This window comes from Pseudomonas sp. MIS38 (assembly GCF_019891575.1).
GTDB lineage: Bacteria > Pseudomonadota > Gammaproteobacteria > Pseudomonadales > Pseudomonadaceae > Aquipseudomonas > Aquipseudomonas putida_A.
This window is the reverse complement of the sequence record NZ_JAFLXF010000032.1, coordinates 1-26,964: the sequence shown is the minus strand read 5'-3', so window position 1 is coordinate 26,964 and position 26,964 is coordinate 1. Positions and strand designations below refer to the sequence as shown.

Below are 26,964 nucleotides of genomic sequence, written 5' to 3'. Positions count from 1 at the left end.
TCGACATTCAATTCAAGCGCGCTCGCCACTGCAGGTTCGCCCATTCAAACCGTGGTGAACGTCCATAATCCTTGATCCCGACGGGCCTACCTTGCTCGGACAGATTCAGTGCCTTGAAGCCGACTTTCCCGATTCGCCAGTAATACTCATGCACAGGATCGTTGACGCGATAGGGAAGCAGGATCTGCCTGCCCGTCCCCAGCCCATAAGGCCGCACGTCGGCCCAATTAAGCACGCTCGTCTCGAAAGCCGGAGACGAAGGCTCTTCGAACTCTCCGCCGCCAAGATTTGCGACTTTCCAGAAATTGATATCACTACCGTCTGATCGAGCGTGCAGCACCCATACATCGGTCAGTTTGGTAATCGGCGAATCCAGCACTGCGGTCTTTGAACGCGCAGAATAGAAGCCCGGCAACTCCAAGGCTTTCTCAAAATCCAGAGAACGGCCGCTGCTCCTGTAGGTGAGCAGCTTCAAGAACTGCTCACTTGAATCAACAGCGAGCACATCATCCTTGCCATCGTTGTCCAGCCTGGCGCTGTAGAAATGGACCGGCAATGGGTTTTTTCGGGCATCTCCCCAGTGAGCAGGAACGCCCAGACTCGCCCCTTTATTCTCCATCAGCCAGAAATCGGACACTGTGTTATTCAGGGTTTGCACGATCAACACATCTTGCTTGCCGACGCCTCTGAAGTCGCCAGCCAGATATTGCTGAGCTTGCCGGTAGGCATGCCCTTGCGGAACCGAACGCCAGATAACCGGATCAGCAAAATGCCCGCCTTCATTCTTCAATAGCCTGAAAATGGTTTCGTCAGCTTTTCCGGGCGATATCGCCATCAGATCAGCCTTGCCGTCACCTGTGAAATCCGCCAGCAGATAGCGCGTAGTGTCGTAGCAAAGGGCTGTAGCACACCCGGAATCAAAAGAGTCTGGATCAAATGGACGTCTGTCCTCATACCATTTCTCGGATGCAATCGCGTCTGCGTCCAGCGACGTGACCCAAATATCGACACCTGGACCATCCTGCCGGCGCTGCACTTGTACCGTCCGGTTCGTCCCGTCACCGATGACATCCCCCGTCAGTGCCACTTCCATCGAATCATTGCTGTCGATGTTATCGATGCTGCGCACCCACAACGTAGAACCCGCAAACTCCATGCAATCCGCTATCAAGCTCGGCTGTACTCCGTCCAGGCATTGCCCCTGCGCTCCGGGAACATAGATTTTCCCGAAATCCCACGGAGTCCAGTGTTGAGAGGGCTCATTGCTTTCACATGCGCGTTCGATCAATTGGCCATTCTGACGCGCTATGCAATGGCCAGAGGCTGTTTTCAGCAGTGCAACTCCCCTGCTCGCGCCGACTGCAATGTCGGAGGGCACAAACGCCCAGCGCTGGTCAGCGTCTGGCTCACATCCATCCAGTGTCACCTGCTGCCCCAATCCATTGGCAACCAGGCACTGTTGCGTCTGGAAATTGACTAGCGGTCTGAAAGGGATATTGACCAGTGGCCCGGCGGCGTGAGCATGGCTGAGCGTGAAATTCAGTCGCGCCACCCAATTGCCATTCCAGGTGGCTTCACTGTACGCACTGCTGACTGGCTCAGCCCCTTCAAAGTGAAAGTAGCTGGCGACAACATGCCGTTTCGCCTGCACAGCTGCCGGGTCCACGTTAGGAGCGACGGCCGCCGAGGGATAGGTCTCGTGATAAATCACCGGGATATCTGCACTGATCCCGCGCAAGGCCAGGCGCGTCAAACGTGCCGAATAAATATGGTCAGGATGCTCCGTGTACGCAACGGTGTCCGGATTGAGTGCATACACCCGGGTGGCTCCTTCATTGACGATCAGTTCGGTCAAGAGCTGCACGAAAGATGTTCGACTGTAGAGGTTTACCGGACCTGAAGCCGAGTCCAGATAGGGCCAACTCCGAACAGTTTTATCGAGGTCGAGCAAATCGGCCAGCGGCACATCTCCACCACGAACGTCCCCTCCCGGCACACGCAAATATATGAGCTTCAATCCAGGTCGCTCATTGGCCTTGACGCTCATCACAATGGCTGAATCAGTGAATATCAGGTTAGGCGTCCATCCGGTCGCAAAACCCAGCATTTTTTCATAGGCTTTTCTCGACGCGCTTTCGCGCTTCAGCACATAGTCGAAGCCGGCGCCAGAACTGCCACCGATCATGAAGATACTGGTCACACAGCCGCCGGCAGCCAGAACTTGCGAAATCCGCGGATCAATAAACAGCAGATCGTCGTCCATATGCGCAACGACATTGACCAGGTGGACACCGTGACAATTTTGCCGGTCGGCAATATTGGCTTCTGGAGCAAGCCTGCTGACCTGAGCCTGACAAGCCGTCAGGAGCAGCACGATTGCCAGCCGCAGGGCGGCAACACCGGGTAACCGGACTTTTTTCACGCGCTCGATTCTGGCTGGCAAATGCATACCCACTCCACGATTGGCTGGATCGGTGAATTGGCGATCAGACGCGTCTGCCTGAAAAGCCGACGGGACTATCGCGAGTCACGAGCAGTGTGAGGAGCGATGAGCGAAATTCTCTACTGTCAGAAATAACAGTTCAGACAGACGGCCATGGGCGAATCAGGCAACAAAATCGAGCGCAAAAAAAATCGCCGGCATGACCGGCGATTCTTATTCAAATGACATGCCTCTACGCATATCAGCTTCTGTGCAGCTTGCGCATCAACTCCGCCTCAGCCTGGGTCAAGCCGCAGGACTGGGTCAGCTCATCGACGCTCGCGCCCATCCCCACCAGTTTCGCCGCCTGAGCGAACGACAGGCTCGACGGGTCGCGCTGTTCCAGCGCGACAATCTTGTCCGGCAACGGACCGACGACCGAGCGCAGCTCGTGCAGGGCTTCGCCCATGCGCACGTTGCCGTTCTGATAGTCGTCGACACGCTTGGCCAGGTCCTTGATGCGCTGATCACGCAGCGCGTCGCCCTGAGCCTGTTGCGCAGCGATTACCCGCTGCGCCTTGATGTACGCCAGAAACATTGCCAGCGTGCCTGCCCAGAAAAGGAACAGGACAATGACCGCAACCTCGAGAATCAATCAGATGCTCTCCAGTTCCGACCATTCTTCTTCGCTCATCATCTTGTCCAGCTCGACCAGGATCAGCAACTCGTTGTTCTTGTTGCACACGCCCTGGATGAACTTGGCCGACTCTTCGTTGCCGACGTTTGGCGCGGTCTCGATTTCCGACTGACGCAGGTAAACCACTTCGGCCACGCTGTCGACCATGATCCCGACCACTTGCTTGTCGGCTTCGATGATGACGATACGGGTGTTGTCGCTGATCTCGCCGCTGTTCAGGCCGAAGCGCTGACGGGTGTCGATCACGGTGACCACGTTACCGCGCAGGTTGATGATGCCCAGCACATAGCTTGGTGCACCCGGTACCGGCGCGATTTCGGTGTAACGCAGGACTTCCTGAACGCGCATCACGTTGATGCCGTAGGTTTCGTTGTCCAGCTTGAAGGTCACCCATTGCAGGATCGGATCTTCAGAACCTTTTGCATTCGTCGCCTGACTACTCATACCCTGACCCCTCGAAAAAACCGCACTGGGCGGTGTGTGTTCTGTGTGGAGGCATTGAAAAATGCCTTCGCCTGACTGTTATGTCGGCTGCTATGTCGATTTATGTAGCGGCTTGTGGCCGCCCAAGTGCTTTGCCCCGCCGCTGGCGATCAATTCGGCCAGCGCGGCTACATCAAGTAATGCACACATGTGCTCGATCACCGTGCCGGCAAGCCATGGCCGCTGACCCCGGTGACTTCTCCATTTGATTTCATTCGGATCCAGACGCAACGAACGGCTGACCTGATGCACCGCCAGGCCCCATTCGTAACCTTGTACCGAAATCACGTACTGCAGGCCCTGACGGAAGTCATCGCGATAGCGATCCGGCATGACCCAACGCGCCGTGTCCAGGACTTTCAGGTTGCCGGCCTGGCTCGGCAGAATCCCGAGGAACCATTCCGGCTGCCCGAACAGCGGCGTCAACTCGTGGCCGGCCAGCGAATAGATCGAACCGAGGCACACCAGCGGTACCGCCAGCGTCAGCCCGGCAACATCGAACAACAGGCATTCGAAGGCTTCCGAGGCCCAGGCCGGACGGCCATCGGTTTCCACCGGGGGCGGCGTGTTGCTCGGTGGCAGGTGCACTTCCACCACTGGCGGCACCAGCGTCTGTTCGACGGGTGCCGGTGCCACCGGCGCCGGTTCGGCCACGACCGGTTCCGGCGCGGTTTTCAGCAATTGGGTTTGCAGCAGCGGTGCGAGTGTCGAAACCGGCGCGCGTGGCGGCTCGGCTTCTTCGATCAACGCCACTGGCGCCTTGGCGATCGGTGCGGCGGCAGGCGCGGCAACCGGGGCGGCAGATTTGGTGGTTTTCTGCGCATCACGCGCCTGCTCTTCCAGTACCGCAGCCTGGAATTCATCCAGCGCCGCAGCGCTTTCGACCACCTCGACCGGCGCCTCGACCTGCACTTCCACTGGCGGCAACTCGTCAGGGATTTCCTGCAGCAAGCTGTCCAGATAGGACTGCAAAGCCAGTTGCGGACGCGATGTCAGCTTGATTGGGCGGTTCATCGGTCAACAGCGCCTGACAGGGAAACCGCGTCGCCAGCTTCGCGAGCAGGCTCGCTCCCACAGGATTTGTGCAATTCAGGCATGCGTGATCGGAACACGGTCATCTCAGGCCACCTGCGGAACAAGTTGTTGCGCCAGCAGATGCTTGAGCAGCGCGCGGTACGCCAGCACGCCACGACTCTTGCCGTCGAACTGCGAAGGCGTGACACCGGCCCGGCTGGCGTCGCGCAGACGGGTATCGACCGGGATGTAACCCTGCCAGATCTCTTCCGGGAATTTGTCACGCAGCACGCGCAAGGTGCCCAGCGATGCTTGGGTGCGGCGGTCGAACAGGGTCGGCACGATGCTGAACGGCAGCGCCTGTTTGCGCGAGCGGTTGATCATCGCCAGGGTGTTGACCATGCGCTCCAGACCTTTGACGGCCAGGTGCTCGGTCTGCACCGGGATCACCAGTTGCTGGCTCGCGGCCAGGGCGTTGACCATCAGCACACCGAGCAACGGCGGGCTGTCAATGATCGCGTAATCGAAATCCTGCCACAGCTGCGCCAGACTCTTGGCGATCACCAGGCCCAGGCCACTCTGCCCCGGCGACTGGCGCTCGAGGGTGGCCAGTGCGGTGCTGGACGGCAACAGGGAAATGCGTTCGTCGCTGGTCGACAGCAGCAACTGCCCGGGCAAGCCTTGCGGCACGCTGCCCTTGTGCAGAAACAGGTCGTAGTTGCTGTGCTCCAGGCTGTCGGGGTCGTAGCCGAAATAGCTGGTCATCGAGCCGTGCGGGTCGAGATCGACCACAACCACGCGCTTGCCCGCCTCCGCCAGCAATCCGGCTAAAGCGATGGAAGATGTGGTTTTACCGACACCACCCTTTTGATTGGCGACTGCCCAGACTCTCATTCGGTTCGTTCCTCCCGGTCGAGATGCTCGACCGAGACATAGCTCAGCGTATTAATGCGGGCGACGGAGAATTGACGGCACTCTCGCGTCCCGGCGTCTTGACCGGGGACGGTGCAGTTTGTGTGCCAGCGCGCTTCAATGCCGCGTCCGGTTGTGCATTGGCGGTCCCGGTGCCGGTCAGGCTGCGGCGCACATCGAGGTTGCGCGACACCACCAGCACCACGCGCCGGTTTTTCGCCCGGCCTTCGGCGGTGGCATTGTTGGCCACCGGCTGAAACTCACCGTAACCGACCGAGGCCAGACGGCCAGGGTTCACGCCCTGCATCGCCAGCATCCGCACGATGCTCGCCGAACGCGCCGAGGACAGCTCCCAGTTGGTCGGGTACTGCGCGGTGCGGATCGGCTGATCGTCGGTGAAGCCTTCGACGTGGATCGGGTTGTCGAACGGTTTGAGGATCGCCGCGACCTTGTCGATGATGTTGAATGCGATGTCGCTCGGCATTGCGTCGCCACTGCCGAACAACAGGCTGGAATTCAGTTCGATCTCGACCCACAACTCGTTGCCGCGCACGGTCATCTGGTTGGAGCTGATCAAGTCGCCGAACGCGGCACTGATGTCATCGGCAATGCTTTTCAGCGGGTCGCTGGCCCCGGCGATACCGGCATCGACCTGCTCGCTGTCCTTGACCAGCGGCTTGGCCGGGGTCACGGTTTTCGGCCGTTCCTCACCGATCGGGATCGGCTTGAGCGAGCGGTCGGAGTCAGTGAAAACCCCGATCAGCGCCTCGGAAATGACTTTGTACTTGCCTTCGTTGATCGACGAGATCGAGTACATCACCACGAAGAACGCGAACAGTAGCGTGATGAAATCCGCGTAGGACACGAGCCAGCGCTCGTGATTAACGTGTTCTTCCTGATGCCTGCGGCGAGCCATAGTCCATTACCCCCATCAATCCATGAAGCCCTGAAGCTTCAGCTCGATAGAGCGAGGGTTTTCACCTTCGGCGATCGACAAAATACCTTCCAACAACATTTCGCGATAACGCGACTGCCGCAACGCGATTGACTTGAGCTTGGCCGCCACCGGCAGCAACACCAGGTTGGCACTGGCCACGCCGTAGATGGTCGCGACGAATGCCACGGCAATACCGCTGCCCAATTGGGTCGGATCAGCGAGGTTGCCCATCACATGAATCAGGCCCATCACCGCACCGATGATGCCGATGGTCGGCGCATAGCCGCCCATGCTTTCGAAAACTTTGGCAGCCTCGATGTCGCGCGCTTCCTGGGTGTAGAAATCCACTTCGAGAATGCTGCGGATCGCTTCCGGTTCGGCGCCATCGACCAGCAGTTGCAGGCCCTTGCGCGAGTAGTTGTCCGGTTCGGCATCGGCGACGCCTTCCAGACCCAGCAGGCCTTCCTTGCGCGCGGTGAGGCTCCAGTTGACCACCCGGTCGATACCGCCGGCCAGGTCGACCCGTGGCGGGAACAGGATCCAGGCGAGGATCTGCATGGCGCGCTTGAAGGCGCTCATCGGCGATTGCAACAGCGCGGCACCGATGGTGCCACCGAGCACGATCAGCGCCGCCGGGCCGTTGGCCAGCGCGCCGAGGTGGCCGCCTTCAAGGTAGTTGCCGCCGATGATGGCGACGAACGCCATGATGATCCCGATAAGGCTTAGAACATCCATCAGATACACGCCTCGACGATGTGCTTGCCGATGTCGTCCAGGCCGTAAACCGCGTCAGCCAGATCGGCTTTGACGATGGCCATCGGCATGCCGTAGATCACGCAACTGGCTTCGTCTTGCGCCCATACCGAGCTGCCGCCCTGCTTGAGCAGACGCGCGCCTTCACGGCCGTCGGCGCCCATGCCGGTGAGGACCACCGCCAGAACTTTGTCACCGTAGGACTTGGCTGCGGAACCGAAGGTGATGTCCACGCACGGCTTGTAATTCAGACGCTCGTCGCCCGGCAGGATTTTCACCGCGCCACGGCCGTCGATCATCATCTGCTTGCCACCCGGCGCCAGCAGCGCCAAGCCCGGACGCAGGATGTCGCCATCCTCGGCCTCTTTCACGCTGATGCGGCACAGCTTGTCCAGGCGCTCGGCAAACGCCTTGGTGAACGCCGCCGGCATGTGCTGGATCAGCACGATCGGCGCCGGGAAGTTCGCCGGCAATTGGGTCAGCACCCGTTGCAGGGCAACCGGGCCGCCGGTCGAAGTCCCGATGGCAACCAGTTTGTAGGCTTTGCGTTTCGGTGCCGGCGACGACGCGCTGGCGGCTGGCGCACGCGCAGGTGCTGGAGCCGGCGCCGGACGCGTCGGAGCAGCAGCGCTGTGGCTGCTGAAACTCGAGGCCGCCGGGGCTGGCGCAGGCGTCGGTGCAGCGGCCGGAGCCGGCGCACTGTAGGCACTGAAACGACGATTGCTGCGCGAGATGCTGTGGACCTTCTCGCACAGCAGTTGCTTGACCTTCTCGGGGTTGCGCGAGATGTCTTCGAAATTCTTCGGCAGGAAATCCACCGCACCAGCGTCCAGCGCATCCAGGGTGACCCGGGCGCCTTCGTGCGTCAGCGAGGAGAACATCAACACCGGAGTCGGGCAGCGCTGCATGATGTGCCGCACCGCCGTGATGCCATCCATCATCGGCATCTCGTAGTCCATGGTGATCACGTCCGGCTTGAGGGCCAGGGCCTGATCGATCGCCTCTTTACCGTTGGTGGCCGTACCGACCACCTGGATGCTCGGATCCGCTGAAAGAATTTCCGAGACGCGGCGGCGGAAAAAACCCGAATCGTCCACCACCAGGACTTTGACTGCCATAAACACTCCATTAGGTGCAGCGGGACGTCGTCGCCCCGCTGCCCCGGATTCAAATACGCTTCGTCGCGTAACGCTTGAGCATGCTTGGAACATCGAGAATCAGCGCGATGCGGCCGTCACCGGTGATGGTGGCGCCGGACATGCCCGGAGTGCCCTGCAGCATTTTGCCCAATGGCTTGATGACCACTTCTTCCTGGCCGACCAGTTGATCGACGACGAAGCCGATCCGCTGGGTGCCCACCGAAAGGATCACCACATGGCCTTCGCGCTGCTCTTCGTGAGCGGCGGAGCTGACCAGCCAGCGCTTGAGGTAGAACAATGGCAGCGCCTTGTCCCGCACGATCACCACTTCCTGGCCATCCACCACGTTGGTGGTCGACAGGTCGAGGTGGAAGATTTCGTTGACGTTGACCAACGGGAACGCAAACGCCTGATTGCCGAGCATCACCATCAGGGTCGGCATGATCGCCAGCGTCAGCGGCACCTTGATGACGATCTTCGAGCCCTGGCCCTTGGTCGAGTAGATGTTGATCGAACCGTTGAGCTGGGAAATCTTGGTTTTCACCACGTCCATGCCGACACCGCGGCCGGACACGTCGGAGATCTCGGTCTTGGTCGAGAAACCCGGGGCGAAAATCAGGTTGTAGCACTCGGTATCGCTCAGGCGATCGGCCGCGTCCTTGTCCATCACACCGCGTTTTACCGCGATCGAACGCAGCACGTTCGGGTCCATGCCCTTGCCGTCGTCGGAGATCGACAACAGGATGTGATCGCCTTCCTGCTCGGCGGCCAGTACCACGCGACCGCCACGGGCCTTGCCGGAAGCTTCGCGTTCTTCCGGCGATTCGATGCCGTGGTCGACCGCGTTACGCACCAAGTGGACCAACGGGTCGGCCAGGGCCTCGACAAGGTTTTTGTCGAGGTCGGTTTCTTCACCCACCAGTTCCAGATTGATCTCTTTCTTCAACTGACGCGCGAGGTCGCGAACCAGACGCGGGAAGCGCCCGAAGACCTTCTTGATCGGCTGCATCCGGGTCTTCATCACCGCGGTCTGCAAGTCAGCCGTGACCACGTCGAGGTTCGACACGGCCTTGGACATGGCTTCGTCGCCGCTGTTGAGACCCAGGCGCACCAGACGGTTACGCACCAGCACCAGCTCGCCGACCATGTTCATGATTTCGTCGAGACGCGCGGTATCGACCCGCACGGTGGTCTCGGCTTCGCTCGCCGGTTTTTCCGGCGGCGGAGCAGCGGCAGCACGGGCCGGCGCCGGTGCAGCAGCGGCGGCCGGTTTTGGCGCTTCGGCTTTCGGCTCAGGCTTGGGCGCAGCCTTCGGCGCAGCAGCCGGAGCGGCAGCAGCCTTGGCGGCAGGCGCGGCCACAGTCGACGCGGTGCCCGCAGCAGCGGCGCCAACGTCGGTGAACTTGCCTTTGCCGTGCAACTCGTCGAGCAGCGATTCGAATTCGTGATCGCTGATCAGATCGCTGCCGGCAGCGGCGGCCGCCGGTGCGGCAGGCGCAACCGGTGCCGAGGCGATCGCCGACTCCAGCGCTTCAACGGCAAAGTTGCCCTTGCCGTGCAACTGATCGAGCAGTGCTTCGAATTCGTCGTCGGTGATGTCCGAGCTGTCGCCCGCCGCCGGTGCCGCCGGAGCGGCCGATGCCGGTGCCACGGCGTCCGCCGCGAACTGGCCTTTGCCGTGCAACTGATCGAGCAACGACTCGAATTCGGCGTCGGTAATTTCATCGCTGGCGGCCGCATCGGCAGCCGGCGCAGGTGCAGCAGCAGCCGGGGCTTCGGCTTCGGCCTTGACGGCGTTCAGCGAATCCAGCAGCTGTTCAAATTCGTTATCGGTGATGTCGCCCGAATCGCTCGAATCGCCTTCGACGACCAGTTCTTCGATCATCTCGGCCACTGGCGAAGCCGGAGCTTCGTCGGCCGTTTGCGGTTCGGCCAGACGCGCCAGCGCGGCCAGCAGTTCCGGGGTGGCCGCCGTGATCGGTGCACGTTCACGGACTTCGCTGAACATGCTGTTCACCGCGTCCAGTGCTTCAAGCACCACGTCCATCAGTTCTGCATCAACGCGACGCTCACCCTTGCGCAGGATGTCGAACACGTTTTCGGCGATGTGACAGCACTCCACCAGCTCGTTGAGCTGAAGGAAGCCGGCGCCCCCTTTTACAGTGTGGAAACCGCGAAAAATTGCGTTGAGCAGATCTGCGTCATCCGGGCGGCTTTCCAGCTCGACCAGTTGCTCGGACAGTTGCTCAAGAATCTCGCCGGCCTCAACCAGGAAATCCTGAAGGATCTCTTCATCGGCGCCGAAGCTCATTAATGGGGTGCTCCTACAGGTCTAAAAACCCAAAAAACCTAAAATTCCAAAACTCTAGAATCCGAGGCTGGATAACAAATCGTCCACATCGTCCTGACCGGACACAACGTCTTCTCGTTTATCGGCATGAATCTGCGGACCTTCACCCTGCGAGAGATGTTTTTGTGGATCTTTTTCTGCAAGCATCGCGGCACGGTCGTGTTCGATGCCCGCAAAGCGGTCAACCTGACTGGCCATGAGGACGAGTTTGAGCAAATTGCTTTCGACTTCGGTGACCAGTTGGGTCACACGCTTGATCACTTGACCGGTGAGGTCCTGGTAATCCTGAGCCAGCAGGATGTCGTTGAGGTTGCTCGACACCGCACGGTTGTCCGTGCTGCTGCGTGACAGAAAACCGTCGACCCGGCGCGCCAGCTCGCGGAACTCTTCAGCTCCGACTTCACGACGCATGAAGCGGCCCCAATCGGTGCTCAGCGCCTGGGCTTCTTCAGCCAGGCCATTGACCACCGGGGTGGCGCTTTCCACCAGATCCATGGTGCGGTTGGCCGCGGCTTCGGTCAGCTTGACCACATAGCCCAGGCGTTCGGTGGCGTCGGTGATTTGCGACACTTCCTCGGCCTGCGGCATGTGCGGATCGATCTGGAAATTGACGATCGCACTGTGCAGTTCGCGTGTGAGCTTGCCCACTTCCTGATACAGGCCGCGGTCACGGGTCTGATTGAGCTCATGGATCAGTTGCACAGCGTCGCCGAACCTGCCTTTTTCAAGGCTCTCGACCAGTTCGACCGCGTGTTTTTTCAGGGTCGACTCGAAATCGCCCTGTGAAGATTCGTTATGCTCCATAGCTCCCCCGCGCGTCATCAGCCGATGCGTTCGAAAATCTTCTCGATTTTGTCTTTCAACGCCTGAGCCGTGAAAGGTTTGACCACGTAGCCGTTCACACCGGCCTGAGCGGCCTCGATGATTTGCTCGCGCTTGGCTTCAGCGGTCACCATCAGCACCGGCAGGTGCTTGAGTTTTTCATCGGCACGCACGTGGCGCAGCAAGTCGATACCGGTCATGCCCGGCATGTTCCAGTCCGTTACCAGAAAGTCGATGCTGCCGCTGTTGAGTACCGGAATGGCGGTAGTGCCATCGTCGGCCTCGACGGTGTTGGTGAACCCGAGATCGCGCAGCAGGTTCTTGATGATCCGCCGCATCGTTGAGAAGTCATCAACGATGAGGATTTTCATGTCTTTGTTCAATTCGACCTCCAAGCAGTCTTAAACGCGCCCAGCACCTGGACGCGCCACTTCAATCAATCGGCGCAGCACTCGAAGACTGTCTGGAGCACAACAGAGCAAGACCGGTGCCGTTCTCACCGCACCAGCCTCGTTCGCAGTGTCCCCACACTGCCTTCAGCGCGCTCGCCACTCCCCCAAACGCCCCCGCAAACGGGCCGCGCACTGGCTGTGTAACTGGCTGACCCGCGATTCACTGACGCCAAGGACTTCACCGATCTCCTTGAGGTTCAGCTCTTCGTCGTAGTACAGCGCCAACACCAGTCGCTCACGCTCCGGCAAATTGGCAATCGCGTCCGCCAGCGCCGCCTGAAAGCGTTCATCTTCCAGATCGCGTGACGGCTCAAGATGAGCACTGGCGCCATCCTCGTGCAGCCCTTCGTGTTCGCCGTCCTGCAACAGATCGTCGAAACTGAACAGCCGGCTGCCCAGGGTGTCATTCAAAATCCCGTAGTAATCGTCGAGACTCAATTGGAGTTCGGCCGCAACCTCGTGATCTTTAGCGTCACGGCCGGTTTTAGCTTCAATTGAGCGAATGGCATCGCTGACCATACGGGTATTGCGGTGAACCGAGCGCGGTGCCCAATCCCCTTTGCGCACTTCATCGAGCATCGCGCCGCGGATCCGGATGCCCGCGTACGTTTCGAAACTGGCGCCTTTGCTGGCGTCATATTTGGTCGAGACTTCGAGCAGGCCGATCATCCCGGCCTGAATCAGGTCTTCAACCTGCACACTCGCCGGCAAGCGCGCCAGCAAGTGATAGGCAATGCGCTTGACCAGTGGCGCGTAACGCTCGATCAACTCGTACTGCGCGTCACGTGCCGACTTCTTGTAGTAGTTCATACCGCTCGCGGTCATAACACAGGCCCTGCTGTTTGCTGCACGAGGCGCTCGACGAAAAACTCAAGGTGGCCGCGCGGGTTGGCAGGCAGCGGCCAGGTATCGACCTTCTGCGCGATCGCCTTGAACGCCAGCGCGCACTTGGAACGCGGAAAGGCTTCATAGACCGCTCGCTGCTTCTGCACTGCCTTGCGCACGCTTTCGTCGTACGGCACGGCGCCGACGTATTGTAAGGCGACGTCGAGGAAGCGATCCGTGACCTTGGTCAACTTGGCGAACAGGTTGCGCCCTTCCTGCGGGCTCTGCGCCATGTTGGCCAGCACGCGGAAGCGGTTCATGCCGTAGTCGCGGTTGAGCAGTTTGATCAGCGCGTAGGCGTCGGTGATCGAGGTCGGCTCGTCGCAGACCACCAGCAACACTTCCTGCGCGGCGCGGACAAAACTGACTACCGAGTCACCAATACCTGCAGCGGTGTCGATCACCAGCACATCGAGGTTGTCGCCGATGTCGCTGAAGGCCTGAATCAGACCGGCATGTTGCGCCGGGCTCAGGTGCACCATGCTTTGGGTGCCGGAAGCGGCCGGCACGATGCGGATCCCGCCGGGGCCCTGCAACAGCACGTCGCGCAGCTCACAGCGGCCTTCGATCACATCGGCCAGAGTACGTTTGGGGGTCAGTCCCAGCAGAACGTCGACGTTCGCCAGCCCCAGATCGGCGTCCAGCAGCATGACCCGACGGCCAAGCTCTGCCAGCGCCAGAGACAAGTTCACTGACACGTTAGTCTTGCCGACGCCACCTTTGCCGCCGGTCACCGCGATCACCTGTACGGGATGCATGCTGCCCATGTTATTTCTTTACCTTGTCTTGCATAGACGGAGGCCACATTACTGGCTGCGCGTTCTCAACCGGAACAATGCATGGCAGACCATCGATGTAGGTACAAAAACGGTTCATTACCTCAGCCAACCTGCTTGGTCGGGCTGTGGTAGATATCAGCGAACATGTCAGCCATGGCTTCTTCGCTGGGTTCTTCCTGCATTTGCACGCTGACGGCGCGGCTGACCAGTTGATGACGGCGCGGCAGATGCAGATCATCCGGAATCCGTGGGCCATCGGTCAGATACGCGACCGGCAATTCATGACTGATCGCCAGGCTCAATACTTCGCCAAGACTGGCCGTCTCATCCAGTTTAGTCAGGATGCAGCCGGCAAGCCCGCAACGCTTGTAACTGTGGTACGCGGCGGTTAGAACCTGTTTCTGGCTGGTGGTTGCCAGCACCAGATAATTTTTTGAACGGATGCCACGCCCGGCCAGGCTTTCCAGCTGCATGCGCAGGGCCGGATCGCTGGCCTGCAAGCCGGCGGTATCGATCAGCACCACGCGTTTGCGCAGCAATGGATCCAACGCCTGCACCAGCGACTGGCCCGGATCGACGTGGGTCACCGGCACATTGAGAATGCGGCCCAAGGTCTTCAGTTGTTCCTGGGCGCCGATACGGAAACTGTCCATGCTCACCAGCGCGACATTCTGCGCGCCGTATTTCAGCACGTAGCGCGCGGCCAGCTTGGCCAGGGTGGTGGTCTTGCCCATGCCGGCCGGACCGACCATGGCAATCACCCCGCCCTCTTCCAGCGGCTCGACTTCCGGTACGGCAATCATCCGCGCCAGGTGCGCAAGCAGCATGCGCCAGGCCTGACGCGGCTCTTCGATATCAGTAATCATCGCCAGCAGATCGCGCGACAACGGCCCGGACAGACCGATGCGTTGCAGACGGCGATACAGATTGGCTTGCGCCGGACGGCTGCCTTGCAGCTGATTCCAGGCCAGGGTGCCGAGCTGCACTTCCATCAGCTCACGCAGACTGTTCAATTCGAAACGCATCGAATCCAGCGCACGCGGATCGACGCCAGCGGCCGCCGGTGCAGGTGCCGGAGCCGGACGCGCCGGGGCGGCGTAAGTCGGTTCGCTCAACGGTTCGGCAGCGGTCAGCGGCAGGCCGGCCGTCAACGGCAGCCCGGCGAACAACTGGCGATTGGTGTTGCCGTCGGCTTCGCCACGCAGGCTCAGTTCGGCCTGGGCGGTCACGATGCGCGACTGGGTCTTGCGCAGCTCGTCCTCAAGTTCCATGTTCGGAACCCGTGGCGCCAGCGCCGACAATTTGTAATCCAGCGCCGCCGTCAGCTCGACGCCGCCGGCAATGCGGCGGTTGCCAATGATGGCGGCATCAGCGCCCAGCTCATCACGAACCAGCTTCATGGCCTGACGCATATCGGCGGCGAAAAAACGCTTAACTTGCATAAACCACTACCTCAGCCGTTGGGCCCTACTGTCGCAACGATGGTCACTTGCTTGTTGTCCGGAATTTCCTGGTAGGCCAGCACGTGCAGCCCCGGGACTGCGAGGCGACCGAAACGCGAGAGCATCGCGCGGATCGGGCCTGCTACCAACAGGATCACCGGCTGACCTTGCATTTCCTGGCGCTGCGCCGCTTCGATAAGCGAACGCTGCAGCTTCTCGGCCATGCTTGGCTCCAGCAGAACGCCCTCTTCCGAGCCTTGTCCTGCCTTCTGCAGACTATTGAGCAATATTTGTTCCAACCTTGGTTCCAGGGTGATCACAGGCAGCTCGGAGTCAGTGCCTACAATGCTTTGGACGATGGCGCGGGATACGCCGACGCGTACTGCGGCCACCAAGGCGGCGGTATCTTGACTCTTGGCGGCGTTGTTGGCGATAGCCTCGGCAATGCTGCGGATATCGCGCACCGGCACGTGTTCGGCCAGCAGCGCCTGCAACACTTTGAGCAGCTGCGACAGCGAAACCACCCCCGGCACCAGCTCTTCAGCCAGTTTTGGCGAGCTTTTGGCCAGCAATTGCATGAGTTGCTGCACTTCCTCGTGGCCGATCAGCTCACTGGAGTGCTTGTAGAGAATCTGGTTCAAGTGGGTCGCGACCACGGTACTGGCGTCGACCACGGTGTAACCGAGCGACTGCGCCTGCGCGCGCTGGCTGACTTCGATCCACACCGCCTCCAGGCCGAAAGCCGGATCTTTGGCGGTAATGCCGTTGAGCGTGCCGTAAACCTGCCCCGGGTTGATCGCCAGTTCGCGGTCCGGATAGATCTCGGCTTCGGCCAGAATCACCCCCATCAGGGTCAGGCGATAGGCGCTCGGCGCCAGATCGAGGTTGTCGCGGATGTGCACGGTCGGCATCAGGAAGCCCAGGTCCTGCGAGAGCTTCTTGCGCACGCCCTTGATCCGCGCCAGCAACTGCCCGCCCTGATTGCGATCCACCAGCGGGATCAGGCGGTAACCGACCTCAAGGCCGATCATGTCGATCGGCGTCACGTCGTCCCAGCCCAGCTCCTTGGTTTCCATGGCGCGGGCCGGCGACGGCAGCAGTTCCTGCTGACGCTGAACCTCTTGCAGCGCCTGCACCTTGGCGACGTTCTGTTTTTTCCAGAACAGGTACGCACCACCGGCAGCCAGCGCGGCCATGCTCAGGAACGAGAAGTGCGGCATGCCCGGGACGAGACCCATGACCGCCATCAGACCGGCAGCCACCGCCAGCGCTTTTGGCGAGGCGAACATCTGCCGATTGATCTGCTTGCCCATGTCTTCCGAACCGGAAGCACGGGTCACCATGATCGCCGCCGCTGTCGATAACAACAGTGATGGCAATTGCGCCACCAAACCGTCACCGATGGTCAGCAAGGCGTACACCTTGCCCGCGTCGGCGAAGGTCATGTTGTGCTGGAAGATACCGACAGCCATACCGCCGATCAGGTTGATAAACAGAATCAGCAGGCCGGCGATGGCGTCACCACGGACGAACTTGCTGGCACCGTCCATCGAACCGTAGAACTCAGCCTCTTGGGCGACTTCCTGACGGCGGGCCTTGGCCTGGTTCTGGTCGATCAGACCGGCGTTGAGGTCGGCGTCGATCGCCATTTGTTTGCCAGGCATTGCATCGAGGGTGAAGCGTGCGCTCACCTCGGAAATCCGCCCGGCACCCTTGGTCACCACGACGAAGTTGATGATCATCAGAATCGCGAACACCACGATACCGACCACGTAGTTACCGCCGATCACCACTTCGCCGAAGGCCTGAATCACCTTACCGGCGGCGGCGTGGCCGTCCTGACCGTGGAGCATCACCACCCGCGTCGAGGCCACGTTCAACGCCAGTCGCAGCAGCGTCGCCACCAGCAGAATGGTCGGGAACACCGCGAAATCCAGTGGCCGCAGCGCATACACACAGACCAGCAGGACGACAATCGACAGGGCAATGTTGAAGGTGAAGAACACATCGAGCAGGAACGGCGGAATCGGCAACATCATCATTGCCAACATGACCAGCAGCAACAACGGCACGCCCAGATTGCCTCGACTGAGGTCGGCAACATTCGAGCGAGCAGTGTTGAATAACTGAGAGCGATCCACCGGTTTTCCCCGTTCCTTTAAAGCAAACTTTTGACGCCCAAAGCAGGCGCACGGCGGCTACTGCAAGAAGCCTTCCAACTTTTGCCGGGGATTGAAATTGAGGTTTGCTTCAGGGGAAGTGTCTTGAGAGAAGCTGGGCGCCATGGAGCCGACCGCAAAACAGACGCAGGACGGCTATCACCATTAGCAGTGAACAAAAATCAGAAAAACCCGCGCACTCACGGATACCCGGCAGTCAAAATTTGCTCTGGATTTATCGCACCAAGACGCAAATCGCGGCCCACCAGGTAGCGCGTACCCTTACGGATCGGCTTCCCTCCCACGTCGACAAGCGCCTCCTCAGAATCGCCCAAAGTCACGATTTCCTCAGGCTGATGAAAAGGATCTTCGGGGTATGCCTTCAACACAATCAGTGCCCAGACAAAGTAAATGTCCGGCACATCCTGCGGCTCGATCTTCCGTTCGACCTCCGGCTCGACCTCCCATCGAAAGTCCTGCCCACCCGTGACCTGTAACTGATCACCGACCATGTGAAATTGTGGTTTGTGATAACGCGCCAGTAGGCCGGTGCCATTGCTACTCCATGTATCGGAGTAGTTGTTGGGCGAAGAGAAAACTCTGACCAACTCTTCAACAGTACCAATGTTGCCAGCGGCACTATTGAATCGGTTGTAGAGACTATGGTGGGCTACCCCGTCCAACCTTGGCTTGATCGCATTGATATACGAATCGAGATAGCCCGGCACATACGCATTGCTCATGTGCACGAAATGCGTGAAGTCCAACATCGCCTTAAAAGTGAACGTGCAAGCGATATGATCAGACTCTTTCGCCACCGACCCGGAAACGAACTCGAACCTCATTCCTTCAAGCTTTTTGTAGTTCTCTTGCATGACCTTCTCCTTGGCGAATGTTAAAGACAGGTCAGAAGGCGAATTGCCCGTGAAACCTGCCAAGGAACATGGAATAGCTGAATGCCCTTTGTGTCCACTGTCAGAACTAACAGGTAGAGGTCTTTTTCAGACAAGCGGAGGGCCGCTGTCTTTTGATTTATCAGGAATCGCGCCGCAATGAACACAGATAGGGGGTATCACACCGATCCCCTGTGGGAGTGGGCTTGCTCGCGAAGAAGCCATCCGCGACACCACAGAATCATGAGCAGCAACTTTAAACGCTGGCGTTTAAAAGACACCTCCAGACACGCCTTGCGGGCTACATATTCTTGCGCCATTGCCTACAGCTACGCCAGAATCCGCCGGCTTGTGCGCCTTGGGGGCGGGTTCTATTGTGGGTCGGTCGCTGATTGTTCAGTGATCGGGTTTAGCAGCCCGGGTTTTCTCTAGACGCACAAAGTCCGTCGTCGTTATGGCGGCTTTGCGTGGGGCACTTCGGTGCGCCGGGTTCTAGAGTCCTGGTCTGCTAACCCGCGTACAGCCGCCACCTCCTTCGTTAGCAGCGAACGGTGTCAGCTTCATTACTCTAGAGGCTTCACCATGATCAAACCAACACCCAACCCACCCGATACCGACACCACCTCCCCCTACGAATCCCTCGATTCAAAAAAGCTCCACGAAGCCGCCGACCGTGCCCTCGACCACTACCTCTGCGCGCCCGGCGCCACGCCCATTCAACGCAAAACCCGTTCGATGTACGCCGTGACCGCAGACTTCAAAAACGAAGAACTGCTGGCCGATGCCTGCGAAACACTCGCTTCAGCCCGAACCATCGCCAATGACTTCGCCCACCTCATACCGGCGTCGCAGCGCAGGACGCTGCTGGGCATCGCGCAACTGATCATGCTCGGCGAACTGGCGGTGAATCGGGTGATGGATAATCTGCAGTTGCCGCAGTAACAGGGATCTGTGACAAGCCCTGAGTGAGGCGTTGCGGCTGCTGACGTCTTCGCGAGCAAGCCCGCTCCCACAGGGATTGGTGTCGATCACAAACCTGTGCCTGCACGCCGAACCTGTGGGAGCGGGCTTGCTCGCGAAAGCGGCCTCACAGCCGACACATGTCTTCAGGCTTAAAAAACCGCCACCTCATTTAACCGGGCGGCGGTTTGTCGCCTCTTTCCTTCAGCCCACATGACCACTTGTCGGAAACCCGCCGGCACCTGTCAGATCTGACAGGTGCCTAATTCCTCCAACGCGCGCTCAATAACTCCGTCACCCAGCCCCCCGACCGGAGTTCGCCAAATGTCCAGCCAGCAACCCCCTCGAGCCCTCAGACCTCCGTATTTTCCGGCGCTGGTCAGCCTCAGCCCTGCCGAACACTATAACGGCGGCATACCCATCAGAGCCGTGGAAGGCGATCTGCAAGGCATCATCCCCGCCTGGCTGACCATGTCCATTGGCGATCTGGCCGAGGTGTTCTGGGACAATGACAGCGCCGCGGTCTGGAGCAAGACCCTCGAGAACGATGCCGAGCTCAACCAGGACGTGGTTTTCACCATTACCAGGGGCCAGGTACTTGAGGGGGATGCCACGCCAGTGTTCTACCGGATCACGCGCAAGAACCAGGCCCCGGAGGACTCGTTACCGGTCATGACCCTGCTGGTCAAACTCACGCGTCCCGGCGATTACGACGACATTCCCGGCGATGACGGCCACTCCGATCTCAAGTTCTCCCTCTCTCATGACGAGGTCGATGAAAACCTGCCGCCCAGCGGGGTGACGATGCACATCGTGCCTTACCGCAACCTCACCCGATACGACCGCATTCTCGCCCGCTGGGGCAGCCAGCAAGAGGTGCATGTCGTTACGCCGGAACAGGCCCAGGACCCGATCAGAAACCCGATCGAGGTTGTCTTCAGCCGCGCCGTTATTGACGATGCCGGGGACGGTGATCGTGTCGCGGTGGCTTATCAGGTCATTGACCGCTGCGGTAACTTCCCGGACGAACGCGCGCCGTGGTCGGCGACGCATTATCTGTTGGTGGATCTAGGGGGCAATCGGCTGGACGAACCGCAGGTGCTGGTCAACGGCATTCCAACCGACAGCATCGACCTCGACCAGCTCGGGGATGAGGATGTGACCGCCCGCGTGTACATCACCAAGGACGATTTTGCGGTGGGCGACAAGGTGCTCCTGACCTGGATTGGCACCCCGGCGCAAGGCTCGCAGATCATCGTCGGGCCGCTGGAGAAAGAGGTGTTGTACGTGCCCTTCCAGCTCGATTTCCCCATCCCCAACGCCGCCGTCAAAGCCATTGCCAAAGGCGCAGCCTCGGTCGGCTATGTGCGCCGTCGCAGCGATGAAAGCGACCGCCGCTCAAAAAATGCCAGCGTCACCGTGATTGGCGACATCAGCCAGTTAGTCGCCCCCACCGTCGACGAGGCACCGGGCGGAACGTTGCCACCCGAAACGCCTTGGGCGACTGTGCAGATCCCTTGGTATCCCGGTCGCAACAGCAGCGACCTGCTCAACCTGATCTGGTGGGCCCTGGCGCCCGGTAACGACACCGTTTATTACGAAGATCCCCGCCCGGTCGGCAACGTAGCGGACAATCAGCCCGTCCTGCGCAGCGTGAGCAATGTCGAAATCCAGCGTTTCAATGGCCTGAACGTCAAGGTCTATTACGTCGTCACCAACAGCGAAACGGGGCTGTTGAGCGTTCGCGAGTCGCTGCCGTTCATGATGCAGGTCGGCGTGGCACTGCCGACGTTCGACCGGCCTGAAGTCGAGGGCGCAGATGCCAACGACGTGCTCGATCCGGACGACGTGCCACCCACCGGTGCCACGCTGGTGGTGCCGTACCTCGGCACCCGCGACAAGGATCGTGTGAACTACCGTTGGCGCGGCTCTGCCAGCGGCGGTAGCGTCAGTAGTCATGTCGACCTGATCCCTGCCACCGCTGGCCGGCCTGTGCGGATTACCGTTGAGAAAAAATACGTGACCCCCAACCTGAACGGTACGGTGGTTGCCGATTACAGCATTCAGCGGGCGGGCGAGACGCTGGGGCATTCTCATGAGTTGACGTTGCGCATCGGGACGGCGCTGGGGGAGCTACCGCCACCGTTCCTTGTAGCACCGGCCACAGATCCGATTGATGTCCTGGCCTACCCGGACGGGGTGACGGTGCGTATCGAATACCCAGAAGCATTGAGCGGCGACCGGGCACGCCTGGTGGAGGTCGATCCCCCAGCAGGCACGCCACCGTTTCCTTTGGTGGAGTTCAACAACAAACGGGTGGATACAGTATTGAGCCCCGCGTTTTTGGCGGCGCGACATGGCAAGGTGATCGAATTGCGCTGGGATTTGAATCGCAATGATGAACAAGCGGGTGAATCAGATGCGACCAGGGTGACTTTGCTGAAGATCACAGATGAAGATCCACGGCTACCCTCGCCGAAAATCCCACAGGCATCGGATGACAACGTGCTGGATTTGAATTCTTTTGAAGGAAACGCCGAGGTTACCGTGCTGCCATGGACAGGAATCAGCACTGATAACATCGTACAACTAAAACTTTCAGGAAAAGACGACAATGATGACGACTGCACAATCCCGATATTGACCAATCACAAAATAACAGATACGGAAAAAACCTCTGGAATAAAACAGACACTGACCAGAGAGCAGTTGTTAAGTCTGGGACACGATACTGAATTGAAGATTTCTTTAGAAGTATCGCCGATCCCCGCCAGCAATTTGACACCCATTATATTTCCACTATTGAATTTAAACTTTTTGAAAAGTCCTCCTTTAATAATACTTGAGGATTTCGAGACAGGGAGACCTGGTATCAAACCCATTGGAACAGTCATGGATTTCCCAAGCATGACCGTTACGTTAGTATCAACGCGCGTACTTTTCAGCTCTGAAGGTTATGTTTACGCCCCACAAATAACATCAAAATATATAGAAATCCTTTCATCAAAAGGAATCCTAAGGCTCACACTAAAACAAACAGCAAAAAGCATTAGATTCGGCACTTCCTGCGCTTATAGAACCATCTCAGAGTACCGATGCTACGACGAAAACTTAAATTTAGTTAAAACCGTGTCCACCCCGCCATACAATGAAGAATATAAAACATGGGTTGACATCACAGAAACACCAAACAAAAAAATCAAATATATAGATATACATAATGGAAATACTAGTTCATTTATAGATAATTTCTCAATGAACTGTTGAGCGCCTTACCCTTTTCTTTCATGAACCGCCGAGCGCGACGCATGTCGCCGTGCTCGGCGTGGCGACGAATCCTACAGGGACAGATGGAGAGTACGTCCCAGACAGCCCCCCCAATTTTTTGTCTTTAAACCATACGTTTAAAAAACACCTCCAGACACGTCTTCAAGGCTACACACCCTTGCGCCATTGCCTACAGCTACGCCAGAATCCGCCGGCTTGTGCGCCTTGGGGTCGGGTTCTATTGTGGATCGGTCGCTGACGAATCAGCGATCGGGTTTAGCGACTCGAATTCAAGTCAAAGGTGCATCAGCGTTCCAGGCTTCGTTGCGGATCTGAATTTTCGCGATTTCGTCATGGTGGCTGTATGCGGGAGACCTTCGGGTCTGCCGGGTGCCTTTGACCGGTTCGCTAACCTGCGTACAGCCGCCACCCCTCCTGTTTAGCGACAGGTTGTAGCGGCTCCACTTCAAAGGAGCTTCACCATGAGCAAACCAACACCCAACCCACCCGAAACCGACGCCACCTCCCCCTACGAATCCCTCGATTCAAAAAAGCTCCACGAAGCGGCTGACCGCGCCCTCGACCACTACCTCTGCTCTCCCGGCGCCACGCCCATTCAACGCAAAACCCGCTCGATGTATGCCGTGACCGCAGACTTCAAAAACGAAGAACTGCTGGCCGATGCCTGCGAAACACTCGCCTCGGCCAGAACCATCGCCAATGACTTCGCCCACCTCATACCGGCGTCGCAGCGCAGGACGCTGCTGGGCATCGCGCAACTGATCATGCTCGGCGAGTTGGCGGTGAATCGGGTGATGGATAATCTGGAGTTGCCGCAGTAGCAGGGATCTGTGACAAGCCCTGAGTGAGGCGTTGCGGCTGCTGACGTCTTCGCGAGCAAGCCCGCTCCCACAGGGATTGGTGTCGATCACAAACCTGTGCCTGCACGCCGAACCTGTGGGAGCGGGCTTGCTCGCGAAAGCGGCCTCACAGCCGACACATGTCTTCAGGCTTAAAAAACCGCCACCTCATTTAACCGGGCGGCGGTTTGTCGCCTCTTTCCTTCAGCCCACATGACCACTTGTCGGAAACCCGCCGGCACCTGTCAGATCTGACAGGTGCCTAATTCCTCCAACGCGCGCTCAATAACTCCGTCACCCAGCCCCCCGACCGGAGTTCGCCAAATGTCCAGCCAGCAACCCCCTCGAGCCCTCAGACCTCCGTATTTTCCGGCGCTGGTCAGCCTCAGCCCTGCCGAACACTATAACGGCGGCATACCCATCAGAGCCGTGGAAGGCGATCTGCAAGGCATCATCCCCGCCTGGCTGACCATGTCCATTGGCGATCTGGCCGAGGTGTTCTGGGACAATGACAGCGCCGCGGTCTGGAGCAAGACCCTCGAGAACGATGCCGAGCTCAACCAGGACGTGGTTTTCACCATTACCAGGGGCCAGGTACTTGAGGGGGATGCCACGCCAGTGTTCTACCGGATCACGCGCAAGAACCAGGCCCCGGAGGACTCGTTACCGGTCATGACCCTGCTGGTCAAACTCACGCGTCCCGGCGATTACGACGACATTCCCGGCGATGACGGCCACTCCGATCTCAAGTTCTCCCTCTCTCATGACGAGGTCGATGAAAACCTGCCGCCCAGCGGGGTGACGATGCACATCGTGCCTTACCGCAACCTCACCCGATACGACCGCATTCTCGCCCGCTGGGGCAGCCAGCAAGAGGTGCATGTCGTTACGCCGGAACAGGCCCAGGACCCGATCAGAAACCCGATCGAGGTTGTCTTCAGCCGCGCCGTTATTGACGATGCCGGGGACGGTGATCGTGTCGCGGTGGCTTATCAGGTCATTGACCGCTGCGGTAACTTCCCGGACGAACGCGCGCCGTGGTCGGCGACGCATTATCTGTTGGTGGATCTAGGGGGCAATCGGCTGGACGAACCGCAGGTGCTGGTCAACGGCATTCCAACCGACAGCATCGACCTCGACCAGCTCGGGGATGAGGATGTGACCGCCCGCGTGTACATCACCAAGGACGATTTTGCGGTGGGCGACAAGGTGCTCCTGACCTGGATTGGCACCCCGGCGCAAGGCTCGCAGATCATCGTCGGGCCGCTGGAGAAAGAGGTGTTGTACGTGCCCTTCCAGCTCGATTTCCCCATCCCCAACGCCGCCGTCAAAGCCATTGCCAAAGGCGCAGCCTCGGTCGGCTATGTGCGCCGTCGCAGCGATGAAAGCGACCGCCGCTCAAAAAATGCCAGCGTCACCGTGATTGGCGACATCAGCCAGTTAGTCGCCCCCACCGTCGACGAGGCACCGGGCGGAACGTTGCCACCCGAAACGCCTTGGGCGACTGTGCAGATCCCTTGGTATCCCGGTCGCAACAGCAGCGACCTGCTCAACCTGATCTGGTGGGCCCTGGCGCCCGGTAACGACACCGTTTATTACGAAGATCCCCGCCCGGTCGGCAACGTAGCGGACAATCAGCCCGTCCTGCGCAGCGTGAGCAATGTCGAAATCCAGCGTTTCAATGGCCTGAACGTCAAGGTCTATTACGTCGTCACCAACAGCGAAACGGGGCTGTTGAGCGTTCGCGAGTCGCTGCCGTTCATGATGCAGGTCGGCGTCGCCCTGCCGACGTTCGACCGGCCGGAAGTCGAGGGCGCAGATGCCAACGACGTGCTCGATCCGGACAACGTGCCACCCACCGGTGCCACGCTGGTGGTGCCGTACCTCGGCACCCGCGACAAGGATCGCGTGAATTACCGTTGGCGCGGCTCCGCCAGCGGCGGCAGCATCAGTAGTCATGTCGACCTGATCCCCGCTACCGCTGGCCGGCCTGTGCGAATTACCGTTGAGAAAAAATACGTGACCGCCAACCTGAACGGTACGGTGGTTGCCGATTACAGCATTCAGCGGGCGGGCGAGACACTGGGGCATTCTCATGAGTTGACGTTGCGTATCGGGACGGCGCTGGGGGAGCTGCCGCCACCGTTCCTTGTAGCACCGGCCAAAGATCCGATTGATGTCCTGGCCTACCCGGACGGGGTGACGGTGCGCATCGAATACCCAGAAGCATTGAGCGGCGACCAGGCATGCCTGGAAGAAGACAATCCACCGGCAGGTTGGCCGCCGTTTCCGTTGGTGGAATTCAACAGCAACAAGCGAGTGAACACACTGTTGAGCCCCGCATTCCTAGCGACGCGACATGGAACGGTGATCGAGCTGCGCGGGAACTTGTATCGCAACGGTGGCCACGCTGGCCAATCAGACGCGATCAAGGTGAGACTGCTGAAAATTATCGATGAAGACCCGCGCCTTCCTACACCTAATATCGACGGCAACACCAGTAAAGAGTTGAGCGTTCAAGACCTCACAACAGACGCACGGATTCTCGCGGAAAGATGGCCGTTGTTCGAACCAGGACAACCGATCTGGGCAACCTGTAGAGGCTTTGACAAGAACGGCGAGCCGATAACCAACGACGTCAGGTCGGGAGAGCCCAATGATTCGCCGGATGGATTGTCCCTGGCGGCTCCGATTGAGTGGTTAAAAGAACTGAAGGACGGAACTGAGCTGACGATCAGCGTGAAAGTAAATCTTGACGGAATAGCCAGTGAGTTGACCGCGACAGCCTGCCCACGACGAATCTATAGCCTTAGAGGCACCCAGAGAGATGAAAACTTTGATAATGTCCCCCCTCAACTTATAGGGCCATTGGAAACTTTAGATACTGGTGCGATAAGCATCATTAATCAAAGCTCAACAGGATCACTAAAAATCGTCACATTTAATAGGGATAGCGCTTCAGGGGCGATAGAAGGAAACGTGTTAATTAACGAGAGCGCTGTAACTAAATTCAGGATAGAGCTCAAAGCCCCCGTGCAAAAATTAAGCTTTTACTACGCAGACGTTCAAGCCACCCTCGGAAAAATCCTGTTCTATGGCCCAGACGGATATATAGACGAAAGACCACTAATCAGCAGCGCAGGTATTTCACAGTTAATTTTTTCCGCGGCAAACATCAATTACATTGAATTTTATAACGGAGGCGAAGAACAAGTAATTTTCGATAACTTTATGTTCAACTGATTTCTGTAAGCGCCTCAATTGGGGCGCTTGAAACCCGCTCGATGTACGCCGTGACCGCCGACTTCAAAAACGAAGAACTGCTGGCCGATGCTTGCGAAACACTCGCGTCGGCCAGAACCATCGCCAATGATTTCGCCCACCTCATACCGGCGTCGCAGCGCAGGACGCTGCTGGGCATCGCGCAACTGATCATGCTCGGCGAGCTGGCGGTGAATCGGGCGCTGGATAATCTGCAGTTGCCGGGCTAAGAACGCAGGCAAGAACCTGTGGCGAGGGGATTCATCCCCGATCGGTTGCGCAGCAGCCGTAAACCCTGAACTCGCGGTATTTCTGAAAATTTGCAGTGACAGGACTTGGGTCTGCTGCGCAACCCAGCGGGAGCAAGCTCCCTCGCCACAGTGACTGCGGCAGGAGCCGACGTTTCATTGGGTCAGGCGGGGGAGCTGGCGGTGAATCGAGCGCTGGATAATCTGGAATCGCCGGGCTAAGAAGGCA

Annotated in this window: 20 protein-coding genes and 1 pseudogene; 5 read left to right on the top strand and 16 right to left on the bottom strand. The window is 59.0% G+C overall.

Translation table 11 applies throughout. From position 1 onward, the window contains the following. Nucleotides 1-7: 7 nt before the first annotated feature. The 16 genes from J1G18_RS26360 to J1G18_RS26285 form a co-directional block, all read right to left on the bottom strand. On the bottom strand, nucleotides 8-2,449 hold the full coding sequence (locus J1G18_RS26360) for a carbohydrate-binding protein (protein ID WP_223009253.1): 2,442 nt from the start codon (nucleotides 2,447-2,449) through the stop codon (nucleotides 8-10). A 235-nt stretch (nucleotides 2,450-2,684) separates the two neighbouring features. Then, entirely contained in the window at nucleotides 2,685-3,077 is a 393-nt protein-coding gene (locus J1G18_RS26355; RefSeq protein WP_007961680.1) for a DUF2802 domain-containing protein, read from the bottom strand. Then, the gene (locus J1G18_RS26350) at nucleotides 3,078-3,563 is read right to left on the bottom strand and encodes a chemotaxis protein CheW (protein ID WP_003222936.1); all 486 of its coding nucleotides are present in this window, start codon (nucleotides 3,561-3,563) and stop codon (nucleotides 3,078-3,080) included. A 90-nt stretch (nucleotides 3,564-3,653) separates the two neighbouring features. Continuing rightward, nucleotides 3,654-4,616, bottom strand: a complete 963-nt coding sequence (locus J1G18_RS26345) for a CheW domain-containing protein (protein WP_223009250.1) — start codon at nucleotides 4,614-4,616, stop codon at nucleotides 3,654-3,656. Nucleotides 4,617-4,721: 105 nt separating this feature from the next. Beyond that, nucleotides 4,722-5,510 carry a ParA family protein gene (locus J1G18_RS26340; RefSeq protein ID WP_003222933.1) on the bottom strand — a complete coding sequence of 263 codons (789 nt, stop codon included), beginning with the start codon at nucleotides 5,508-5,510 and terminating at the stop codon, nucleotides 4,722-4,724. 43 nt (nucleotides 5,511-5,553) lie between these two features. Beyond that, complete coding sequence (gene motD / locus J1G18_RS26335) at nucleotides 5,554-6,444, bottom strand: flagellar motor protein MotD (protein WP_007967837.1); 891 nt, start codon at nucleotides 6,442-6,444, stop codon at nucleotides 5,554-5,556. A 15-nt stretch (nucleotides 6,445-6,459) separates the two neighbouring features. Then, the gene (locus J1G18_RS26330) at nucleotides 6,460-7,200 is read right to left on the bottom strand and encodes a flagellar motor protein (protein ID WP_003222929.1); all 741 of its coding nucleotides are present in this window, start codon (nucleotides 7,198-7,200) and stop codon (nucleotides 6,460-6,462) included. Next, nucleotides 7,200-8,336: a chemotaxis response regulator protein-glutamate methylesterase gene (locus J1G18_RS26325; RefSeq protein ID WP_095139385.1), complete on the bottom strand. Its 1,137-nt coding sequence runs from the start codon at nucleotides 8,334-8,336 to the stop codon at nucleotides 7,200-7,202. The genes J1G18_RS26330 and J1G18_RS26325 overlap by 1 nt, the downstream gene beginning before the upstream one ends. A gap of 49 nt (nucleotides 8,337-8,385) precedes the next feature. After that, on the bottom strand, nucleotides 8,386-10,668 hold the full coding sequence (locus tag J1G18_RS26320; protein WP_223009246.1) for a chemotaxis protein CheA: 2,283 nt from the start codon (nucleotides 10,666-10,668) through the stop codon (nucleotides 8,386-8,388). A gap of 54 nt (nucleotides 10,669-10,722) precedes the next feature. Further along, nucleotides 10,723-11,511 carry a protein phosphatase CheZ gene (locus J1G18_RS26315; protein ID WP_027613919.1) on the bottom strand — a complete coding sequence of 263 codons (789 nt, stop codon included), beginning with the start codon at nucleotides 11,509-11,511 and terminating at the stop codon, nucleotides 10,723-10,725. A gap of 17 nt (nucleotides 11,512-11,528) precedes the next feature. Continuing rightward, nucleotides 11,529-11,900, bottom strand: coding sequence for a chemotaxis response regulator CheY (locus J1G18_RS26310; protein ID WP_024012118.1), 372 nt, complete (start codon nucleotides 11,898-11,900; stop codon nucleotides 11,529-11,531). A 165-nt stretch (nucleotides 11,901-12,065) separates the two neighbouring features. Beyond that, the gene (fliA, locus tag J1G18_RS26305; RefSeq protein WP_007920004.1) at nucleotides 12,066-12,806 is read right to left on the bottom strand and encodes an RNA polymerase sigma factor FliA; all 741 of its coding nucleotides are present in this window, start codon (nucleotides 12,804-12,806) and stop codon (nucleotides 12,066-12,068) included. After that, nucleotides 12,803-13,633: a flagellar synthesis regulator FleN gene (gene fleN, locus J1G18_RS26300; RefSeq protein ID WP_003222917.1), complete on the bottom strand. Its 831-nt coding sequence runs from the start codon at nucleotides 13,631-13,633 to the stop codon at nucleotides 12,803-12,805. Before fleN ends, fliA begins: the two co-directional genes overlap by 4 nt. A gap of 113 nt (nucleotides 13,634-13,746) precedes the next feature. Next, nucleotides 13,747-15,087, bottom strand: a complete 1,341-nt coding sequence (gene flhF, locus J1G18_RS26295) for a flagellar biosynthesis protein FlhF (protein WP_095139383.1) — start codon at nucleotides 15,085-15,087, stop codon at nucleotides 13,747-13,749. 11 nt (nucleotides 15,088-15,098) lie between these two features. Then, nucleotides 15,099-17,228 carry a flagellar biosynthesis protein FlhA gene (gene flhA / locus J1G18_RS26290; RefSeq protein WP_047599970.1) on the bottom strand — a complete coding sequence of 710 codons (2,130 nt, stop codon included), beginning with the start codon at nucleotides 17,226-17,228 and terminating at the stop codon, nucleotides 15,099-15,101. Between the two features lie 218 nt (nucleotides 17,229-17,446). Beyond that, a complete protein-coding gene (locus J1G18_RS26285) occupies nucleotides 17,447-18,121 on the bottom strand; it encodes a hypothetical protein (RefSeq protein WP_223009243.1) in 675 nt (224 codons plus the stop codon). Nucleotides 18,122-18,721: 600 nt separating this feature from the next. Between J1G18_RS26285 and J1G18_RS26280 the strand changes: the two genes are divergently transcribed. From J1G18_RS26280 to J1G18_RS26260, 5 genes and pseudogenes are all read left to right on the top strand, one after another. Then, entirely contained in the window at nucleotides 18,722-19,081 is a 360-nt protein-coding gene (locus J1G18_RS26280; protein WP_223009240.1) for a DUF6124 family protein, read from the top strand. Nucleotides 19,082-19,423: 342 nt separating this feature from the next. After that, nucleotides 19,424-22,366, top strand: coding sequence for a hypothetical protein (locus J1G18_RS26275; RefSeq protein ID WP_223009238.1), 2,943 nt, complete (start codon nucleotides 19,424-19,426; stop codon nucleotides 22,364-22,366). A gap of 482 nt (nucleotides 22,367-22,848) precedes the next feature. Further along, the gene (locus J1G18_RS26270; RefSeq protein WP_223009236.1) at nucleotides 22,849-23,208 is read left to right on the top strand and encodes a DUF6124 family protein; all 360 of its coding nucleotides are present in this window, start codon (nucleotides 22,849-22,851) and stop codon (nucleotides 23,206-23,208) included. Nucleotides 23,209-23,550: 342 nt separating this feature from the next. Then, nucleotides 23,551-26,469, top strand: a complete 2,919-nt coding sequence (locus J1G18_RS26265) for a hypothetical protein (protein ID WP_223009234.1) — start codon at nucleotides 23,551-23,553, stop codon at nucleotides 26,467-26,469. Nucleotides 26,470-26,498: 29 nt separating this feature from the next. Next, nucleotides 26,499-26,717: pseudogene (locus J1G18_RS26260) on the top strand (DUF6124 family protein); the annotation flags it as partial. Between the last annotated feature and the right edge of the window lie 247 nt (nucleotides 26,718-26,964).

What these genes read in the sequence shown, in the direction of transcription:
- J1G18_RS26280 (WP_223009240.1), top strand. Translation starts at nt 18,722, where the DNA reads ATGATCAAACCAACACCCAACCCACCCGATACCGACACCACCTCCCCC.
- fliA (WP_007920004.1), bottom strand. Translation starts at nt 12,806, where the DNA reads ATGACCGCGAGCGGTATGAACTACTACAAGAAGTCGGCACGTGACGCG.
- J1G18_RS26345 (WP_223009250.1), bottom strand. Translation starts at nt 4,616, where the DNA reads ATGAACCGCCCAATCAAGCTGACATCGCGTCCGCAACTGGCTTTGCAG.
- J1G18_RS26275 (WP_223009238.1), top strand. Translation starts at nt 19,424, where the DNA reads ATGTCCAGCCAGCAACCCCCTCGAGCCCTCAGACCTCCGTATTTTCCG.
- J1G18_RS26270 (WP_223009236.1), top strand. Translation starts at nt 22,849, where the DNA reads ATGAGCAAACCAACACCCAACCCACCCGAAACCGACGCCACCTCCCCC.
- J1G18_RS26320 (WP_223009246.1), bottom strand. Translation starts at nt 10,668, where the DNA reads ATGAGCTTCGGCGCCGATGAAGAGATCCTTCAGGATTTCCTGGTTGAG.
- J1G18_RS26350 (WP_003222936.1), bottom strand. Translation starts at nt 3,563, where the DNA reads ATGAGTAGTCAGGCGACGAATGCAAAAGGTTCTGAAGATCCGATCCTG.
- motD (WP_007967837.1), bottom strand. Translation starts at nt 6,444, where the DNA reads ATGGCTCGCCGCAGGCATCAGGAAGAACACGTTAATCACGAGCGCTGG.
- J1G18_RS26340 (WP_003222933.1), bottom strand. Translation starts at nt 5,510, where the DNA reads ATGAGAGTCTGGGCAGTCGCCAATCAAAAGGGTGGTGTCGGTAAAACC.
- J1G18_RS26360 (WP_223009253.1), bottom strand. Translation starts at nt 2,449, where the DNA reads ATGCATTTGCCAGCCAGAATCGAGCGCGTGAAAAAAGTCCGGTTACCC.
- J1G18_RS26285 (WP_223009243.1), bottom strand. Translation starts at nt 18,121, where the DNA reads ATGCAAGAGAACTACAAAAAGCTTGAAGGAATGAGGTTCGAGTTCGTT.
- J1G18_RS26315 (WP_027613919.1), bottom strand. Translation starts at nt 11,511, where the DNA reads ATGGAGCATAACGAATCTTCACAGGGCGATTTCGAGTCGACCCTGAAA.
- J1G18_RS26265 (WP_223009234.1), top strand. Translation starts at nt 23,551, where the DNA reads ATGTCCAGCCAGCAACCCCCTCGAGCCCTCAGACCTCCGTATTTTCCG.
- J1G18_RS26310 (WP_024012118.1), bottom strand. Translation starts at nt 11,900, where the DNA reads ATGAAAATCCTCATCGTTGATGACTTCTCAACGATGCGGCGGATCATC.
- J1G18_RS26325 (WP_095139385.1), bottom strand. Translation starts at nt 8,336, where the DNA reads ATGGCAGTCAAAGTCCTGGTGGTGGACGATTCGGGTTTTTTCCGCCGC.
- flhF (WP_095139383.1), bottom strand. Translation starts at nt 15,087, where the DNA reads ATGCAAGTTAAGCGTTTTTTCGCCGCCGATATGCGTCAGGCCATGAAG.
- fleN (WP_003222917.1), bottom strand. Translation starts at nt 13,633, where the DNA reads ATGGGCAGCATGCATCCCGTACAGGTGATCGCGGTGACCGGCGGCAAA.
- J1G18_RS26330 (WP_003222929.1), bottom strand. Translation starts at nt 7,200, where the DNA reads ATGGATGTTCTAAGCCTTATCGGGATCATCATGGCGTTCGTCGCCATC.